A 7,133-nucleotide genomic window follows, 5' to 3' on the forward strand; every position below is an offset into this window, starting at 1 on the left:
TGGTGCTGCCGGTGCCGGTGCATCCTCGCCGCCTGCGCCGCCGCGGCTGCAACCAGGCCGCGCTGCTGGCCCGCGTCGTCGCCCGCGGGCAGCGCTGCGACATCGACGTCTCCAGCCTGCGGCGCCGGCGCGACACCGCCATGCAGAAGAGCCTCGACCCGCAGGCACGACGCGACAACCTCGCCAATGCCTTCGCCTGGTGCGGCCCGTCACTGGCCGGCCGCCACGTCCTGCTGGTCGATGACGTCATGACCACCGGCGCCACCCTGGCCTGCCTGAGCCTGCTGCTGCGCACGGCCGGTGCCGGCGAGATCAGCGTGCTGGCGGTGGCGCGCACGCTGCCGCCATGACCGGCACAACCACCACCGGGCGGTCACCGGAAACGGGAAACATCCGTTCATGAATCTGTCAGCCATTTGTCGCAGACTCGCTGGCTGGTCGTCCTGAGGCATTGATAGAATGCCGGCAATCCACGGGAGACGCCCCCCATGCTGATGGCTTTCACCCTGCACAAGGGCCTGCTCGAACCGGTAGCCATCAATGCCGCCGAAGACCTGATCGCCGACATTCTCTGGGTCGACCTGATCAACCCCACCGAGGAAGAGCGCGAGTGGGTGCGCATCGCCTATCAGCAGGAACTGCCCAGCATCGATGACCTCTACGAGATCGAGGCCACCTCGCGCTTCTACGAGAACGATGACGGCCTGCACATCAGCTCCTACTTCCTGAACTACGCCGATCAGTCGTCGACCAATCTCTCCGCCGCCTTCGTGTTCAACGGCGACCGCCTGTTCACCCTGCGCGAGGAGGAGCTGGCCGCGTTCCGCCTGTTCCGCCTGCGCGCGCGCAAGGGGCTGGTCAATATCAGCAGCCCGAAGTCGATCCTGATCGGCCTGTTCGAGACCAAGGTGGAGAACCTTGCCGACATGATCGAGCGCATCGCCGCCGATCTCGAAGTGACCGGCTCGCAGGTGCTGGGCAACGCCGAGACCGACGACATGGAGTCGCTGCTGACCGACATCGCCCAGCAGGAAGACATCATCGGCAAGGTCCGCATCTCCATGGTCGACCTGCAGCGCATGCTCTATCTGCTGCTGCGCTCGGGCATGCTCAACGCCGAGCTCAGCGAACGCCTGCGCGACATCATCCGCGACTCCGAGTCGCTGATCGCGCACACCTCCTTCCTGTTCGACAAGATCAAGTTCCTGCTCGACACCACGCTGGGCTTCATCAACGCCAACCAGAACAAGATCATCAAGATCTTCTCGGTGGCCTCCGTGGTGTTCCTGCCGCCGACCATGATCGCCAGCATCTACGGCATGAACTTCAAGTTCATGCCCGAACTCGACTGGCAGGCCGGCTACCCGTTCGCCATCGGGCTGATGGCCTTGTCGGCGGTGGCGCCCTACTTCTACTTCAAGCGACGCAACTGGCTGTGAGACACCTGGCCGACAACCCCGAACTGCTGGCGCTGGAGCGCCTGATCGAGCAGGCGGGGTCTCGGCTGTGCCCGGAAGTCGTCACCAGGATCGACTGCGACGGCGAGACCCTGCCGGTCTGGTGCATGACGCTGGGCAGCCGGCGCACCGATGTGCCGGCGATCGGCTACTTCGGCGGCGTGCACGGCGTCGAGCGCATCGGCAGCCAGGTGCTGATCGCCTACCTGGGCAACCTGGTCGAGCGCCTGTCCTGGGATGTCACCCTGCACGACCTGCTGGAGCGGGTGCGACTGGTGTTCGTGCCCATCGTCAATCCCGGCGGCTTCCTGCGCGGCACCCGTGCCAACCCCGCCGGCGTCGACCTCATGCGCCACGCCCCGGTCGATGCCGAGCACCGGGTACCCTGGCCGCTCGGCGGCCAGCGCCTGAGTCCGCGCCTGCCCTGGTACCGCGGCCGCGCCAGCGAGCAGCTGCAGCCCGAAGCCGAGGCGCTGTTCCGCGTGGTGCGCGAACGCCTGCACTCGCACCGCTTCTCCATGGCGATCGACTGCCACTCCGGCTTCGGCTTCCGCGACCGCATCTGGTTTCCCTACGCCCGCAGCCGCAACCCGCTGCCGCACCTGCCCGAGGTCTGGACGCTGCGCGCGCTGTTCCAGCGCACCTATCCGCACCACGACTTCTATCTCATGGAGCCGCAGGCGCTGAGCTACACCACCCACGGCGACCTCTGGGACTACCTCTACGACGAGACCCTGGCCGCCGGCAATGGCAACCTGTTCCTGCCGTTCACGCTGGAAATGGGCTCGTGGCTGTGGATGAAGAAAAACCCGCGCCAGCTGCTCGACCCGCTGGGCCTGTTCAACCCCATGCTGCCCCACCGCCAGGCGCGCGTGCTGCGCCGCCACCTGACCCTGTTCGACTTCCTGCAGCAGGCGGCGCTGGCCAGCGAGAGCTGGCTGCCAAGGGGGTCGGCGTCACGGGAAATGTGCGAGCAGGCGGCACGCGAACTTTGGTACACGCAGGGGCAGACCTGAGTGCTGGTCGTCCCTGGGGGGCGACAAACGCCTGCGCTACAAGTCGCCCCCCAGGNTGCGCCAGCAATGCCTCGCGCAGGTCGATCACCGGCTGGTCGACGGCCTCGTCGGTGAGCTGGAAGGTGTTGAAGTGGATGGCCAGCGAGCGCTGCGCCTGCAGATCGACGTGGGCGCGCACGGCATCATCCGGATTCATATGCACCGGCCCCATGAACCAGCGCGGCTCGTAGGCGCCGATAGGCAGCAGCGCCAGCCTGGGCGCGCCCAGACGCTCGCGGATGGCGCCGAAGTGCGGCCCGTAGCCGGTGTCGCCGGCGAACAGCAGGCTGCCGGCATCCGAGGTGACCATGAGCCCGCCCCAGAGCGTGCGGTTGCGGTCGCGGGCGCCGCGTCCGGAGAAGTGCTGGGCCGGCACGAAGTGGATGTCCAGCGGCCCCAGCGCCACATGCTGCCACCAGTCGCACTCCTCGACACGGCGCAGTCCGTGGCCGCGCAGCAGCGCGCCGATGCCCAGTCCGGTGACCACAAGCGGGTCGTCGCGCCGCGACAGCCACATCAGCGTGCGCAGGTCCAGGTGGTCGTAGTGGTCATGGCTGAGCAGCACGGCGTGGATGGTCGGCAGTTCGTCGAGACGGATGCCGGGATTGCGCACGCGGCGCGGCCCGGCATTGCGCAGGGGGCTCACGCGGTCTGACCAGACCGGGTCGGTGAGCAGGTTCCAGGGACCGATCTGGATCAGCACCGTGGCGTGATTGACGAACGTCACCTGCCAGTCGTCCGGCTGCTCGCTCAGGCGCTCCGCCGGTCTCGGCCCCGGCTCGGCGTCGACCCATTGCGGCCAGGCCGCGGGCTGGCGCGTGCGCAGCCACTTCAGCGCCTCCTTGAGGCCATGGCCGGTGCGCAGCCCGGGATTGTGGAAGCGATGACCATCCCAGTGCTCGTCGTGCGGCATGGTGATGGCCGGGCGCGCGAACAGCGCCAGCCGTGCCGGCATGCGGCGCAGCAGGGCCTCGGCCGGATTGGTCGCGCGCCGGCGGCGCGGCTGGTCATGCTCGCTCACGAAACAACCTCCTTCACCGGGTGCCGGACAGCGCCCGGCCCGCGCGCACTGATCAGCAGGTAGACCGCAGGCACCACGAACAGGGTGAACACGGTGCCGATGCTCATGCCGCCGACGATGACCCAGCCGATGGGCTGGCGCGCCTCGGCACCGGCACCGGTGGCCAGCGCCAGCGGCAGCGCGCCCAGCACCATGGTGGCGGCGGTCATGAGGATGGGGCGCAGGCGCTGCACCGAAGCCTCGATCACCGCCTGCGCGGCCTCTTCGCCACGCTCGCGCAGCTGGTTGGCGAACTCCACGATCAGGATGCCGTGCTTGGTGATCAGGCCGACCAGGGTGATCAGGCCGACCTGACTGTAGACATTGATGCTGCCGCCGGTGAAACGCAGCGCCAGCACGGCGCCGAGCATGGCCAGCGGCACCGTGAACAGGATCACCAGCGGATGGCGGAAGCTCTCGAACTGCGCCGCCAGCAGCAGGTAGATGAACAGCAGCGCGAGCACGAAGACCAGCGCCAGGCTGCCGCTGGCGAGCAGGAACTCGCGCGTCGGCCCGCTCCAGTCGCTGCTCACCTGCGGGTCGGCGAGGTCGCGCACGGCCTGCTCCAGGTACCGCACCGCCTCGCCCTGCGAATACCCCGGCGTCAGGTTGGCGCTCAGGGTGGCGCTGCGCAGCTTGTTGAAGTGTCCCAGCGAGGACGGGCTGACGGTCTCGCTGACCCGCACCAGGTTGCTGAGCGGGATCATGTCGCCGGAACGGGCACGCACGAAGATGCCCGCCAGCTGCTCCGGCTCGCTGCGCTGGGCATCCTCGATCTGCACAATGACATCGTACTGCTTGCCGTCGAGCTTGAAGGTGGTCACCGCGCGACCGCCGAGGTAGGACTCCAGCGCGCGCCCGAGCTCGGCGACACCGACGCCGAGCAGCGCAGCCTTGTCGCGGTCCACCACCACCGACAGCTGCGGCTTGTTGAGCTTGAGGTCGGAGGTCACGTTGACCAGCCCCGGATTGTCCTCGGCGCGCGCCAGCAGCGTCTGCATGACCTGGCCCAGGCGCTCGTAGTCACCCGTGGTCTGCACCACCAGCTCGATGGGACTGCTGCGGTTGCCCTGCCCCAGCGACGGCGGCAGCACCGGCAGCGCCTGCACGCCGGGCACGCCGGACAGGTTCGCGCCCAGCTCCGGCGCGATCTCCTGGGTCTTGCGCGCGCGCTCGCCCCAGGGCTGCATGAGGTTGAAGCTCATGAAGCGCGACTCGTCGGGAAAGCCTGTGACCATGAGCGTGCTGACCTGCTCGGGCACGGCATCGAGGATGGATTCGACCTGACGCGCGTAGCGGCTGACATAGCCCGGCGTCGCGCCCTCGGGGGCCGTCCCGGTGACAATGATGATGCCGCGGTCCTCCACCGGCGACAGCTCGCCCGGCAGACCGCGGAACACGAAGGCCGCCAGCAGCAGCAGCACGCCGGCGCCGAGCGCCACCGCCAGCCGCCACGGCAGCAGGCCCAGCAGCAGGCGCCGGTAGCCCGTGCCGAGTCCGTTCAGCCCGCGCTCGATGGCGCGCGACCAGCGCGGCGGCTCGCCCTGCACCGGCTTGAGCACGCGCGCGCACATCATCGGCGACAGGGTCAGAGCGCAGAAGCCGGACACCAGCACCGCCGCCGCCAGCGTCAGCGCGAACTCGGTGAACAGCTTGCCGGTGCGACCGGTGGAGAACGCCAGCGGCGCGAACACCGCCACCAGCGTGAAGGTCATGGCCATGACCGCGAAGGCGATCTCGCGGATGCCGCGGATGGCGGCGTCGAAGGGCTTCAGTCCTTCCTCGATGTGGCGGTAGATGTTCTCCAGCACCACGATGGCGTCATCCACCACCAGGCCGATGGCGAGCACGAAGGCGAGCAGGGTCAGGGTGTTGAGCGAGAAGCCGAAGAGCTGCATGAACACCAGCGCGCCGATCAGCGACACCGGAATGGTCACCAGCGGGATCAGCGTGGCGCGCACGCTGCGCAGGAACAGGAAAATCACCAGCACCACCAGCACCACCGCCTCCAGCAGGGTCTTCACCACGCTGTCGATGGAGGCGTCGATGAACACCGAGGAGTCGTAGGCCGGCGTCAGCGTCATGCCCGGCGGCAGCTGCTCGATGATGCCCGGCAGCGCCGCGCGCACACCGCGCGAGACCTCCAACGGGTTGGCCGTGGACAGGCGGATGACGCCGATGCCGACGCCCTCGGTGCCGTTGAAGAACACGCTGCGGCGGATGTCCGCCGGGCCGACCTCGATGCGCGCGACATCACCCAGGCGCACCAGCATGCCGTTGTCGTCGCGCAGCACGATGCCTGCGAACTGCGCCGGCGTGTTCAGGTCGGTCTCGGCCAGCACCGAGAACTCGCGCAGGTCGCTCTCGATGCGCCCGGACGGAATCTCCACGTTCTGCCCGCGCAGGGCGGTCTCGACATCGGCCGGGGTCAGGCCCAGCGCGGCCAGGCGCGGCGCATCCAGCCACACGCGCATGGCCGGGCGGCGCTCGCCGTTGATGCGGATATCGGCGATGCCGGGAATCGACTGCAGGCGATCCTTGATCTGGACATCGGCGACCTGGCTGATCTGCAGCGGGCTGTGCTGCGACGACGACAGCGCCAGCCAGAGGATGGGCTGGGCATCAGCCTCGGCCTTGGCGATGCGCGGCTCGTCGACATCCTCCGGCAGACGCTGGCGCACGCGCGCGACACGGTCGCGGACATCGTTGGCGGCGCTGTCGATGTCGCGCGAGGGGTCGAAGGTGAGGCTGATCTGGCTGCTCTCGGCACGGCTGGTCGAGGTCATGAAGTCGATGCCCTCGATGCCTGACAGCGAGTCCTCCAGCGTCTTGGTCACCGTCGACTCGACAATGGCGGCGCTGGCGCCACGGTAGTCGGTCTGCACCGTGACCACCGGCATGTCGATGTTCGGGTATTCGCGCACGGTGAGGAGCTCGAAGGCCATGACACCGGCGAGCATGACCAGCAGGTTGAGCACGGTCGCCAGCACCGGCCGGCGCACGCACAGCTCGGCCAGCCCCATGCTCAGCCCTCCGTGCCGGCGGCGGAGCCGGGAGCGACGGCCGCGGCGGCGGCCCCTTCCGGCAGAGCCTGGTAAGGCACCGCGCGCACCGGCTGCGACGGCCGGTTGAGCTTGTTCTGCCCGGACACCACCACGGTGTCGCCGGCGGCCAGTCCGCTGCGGATCTCCACTTCGCCGCCGGCGCGGGTGCCGGTGCTCACTGTCACCGGCACCGCCTTGCCGTCACGCACGACATGGACCACCTGGCTGCCGCCCTGCGCCACCACCGCCTGCTCCGGCACCAGCAGCGCCGGACGCCCCTGCGCGACCAGGAAACGCACCTGCGCGGTCATGCCGGGCTGCAGGCGGGCACCCGGATTGTCGAGGGCAAGCCTGACCCGCAGCGCACGCGCGGCGCCATCGAGCACCGGCTCCAGCGCCAGCACGCGTCCCCGGGCCTCGAGGCCGGGCAGCGCGGGAATGGCGGCGGTCACCGCGAGGCCGGGGCGGATGACACTGGCCTGGCTTTCCGGCACCGGCACATCGAGCTTGACCGGCG

At 69.1% G+C, this 7,133-nt stretch carries 5 protein-coding genes and 1 pseudogene; 3 read left to right on the forward strand and 3 right to left on the reverse strand.

The annotated features are described in order from the left end of the window. From C5O18_RS04820 to C5O18_RS11250, 3 genes are all read left to right on the forward strand, one after another. Positions 1 to 350 (forward strand): ComF family protein (locus C5O18_RS04820; protein ID WP_162495436.1); only part of this gene is annotated, 350 nt, incomplete at its 5' end. Between the two features lie 138 nt (positions 351 to 488). Next, positions 489 to 1,439 carry a magnesium/cobalt transporter CorA gene (gene corA, locus C5O18_RS04825; protein WP_105191947.1) on the forward strand — a complete coding sequence of 317 codons (951 nt, stop codon included), beginning with the start codon at positions 489 to 491 and terminating at the stop codon, positions 1,437 to 1,439. Further along, positions 1,436 to 2,473: a M14 family zinc carboxypeptidase gene (locus C5O18_RS11250; RefSeq protein ID WP_241146743.1), complete on the forward strand. Its 1,038-nt coding sequence runs from the start codon at positions 1,436 to 1,438 to the stop codon at positions 2,471 to 2,473. The genes corA and C5O18_RS11250 overlap by 4 nt, the downstream gene beginning before the upstream one ends. A 139-nt stretch (positions 2,474 to 2,612) precedes the next feature. On the opposite strand, the pseudogene C5O18_RS10845 reads toward C5O18_RS11250, so the two are convergent. The 3 genes and pseudogenes from C5O18_RS10845 to C5O18_RS04845 form a co-directional block, all read right to left on the reverse strand. Further along, positions 2,613 to 3,467 (reverse strand): annotated as a pseudogene (locus C5O18_RS10845) (MBL fold metallo-hydrolase); the annotation flags it as partial. Between the two features lie 62 nt (positions 3,468 to 3,529). Next, the gene (locus C5O18_RS04840; RefSeq protein WP_105191951.1) at positions 3,530 to 6,595 is read right to left on the reverse strand and encodes an efflux RND transporter permease subunit; all 3,066 of its coding nucleotides are present in this window, start codon (positions 6,593 to 6,595) and stop codon (positions 3,530 to 3,532) included. 2 nt (positions 6,596 to 6,597) lie between these two features. Then, a partial coding sequence (locus C5O18_RS04845) for an efflux RND transporter periplasmic adaptor subunit (protein ID WP_146089214.1) occupies positions 6,598 to 7,133 on the reverse strand: 536 nt, incomplete at its 5' end.

The sequence above is a fragment of the Amnimonas aquatica genome, from assembly GCF_002943415.1.
GTDB classification, from domain to species: Bacteria; Pseudomonadota; Gammaproteobacteria; order Pseudomonadales; family Moraxellaceae; genus Perlucidibaca; species Perlucidibaca aquatica_A.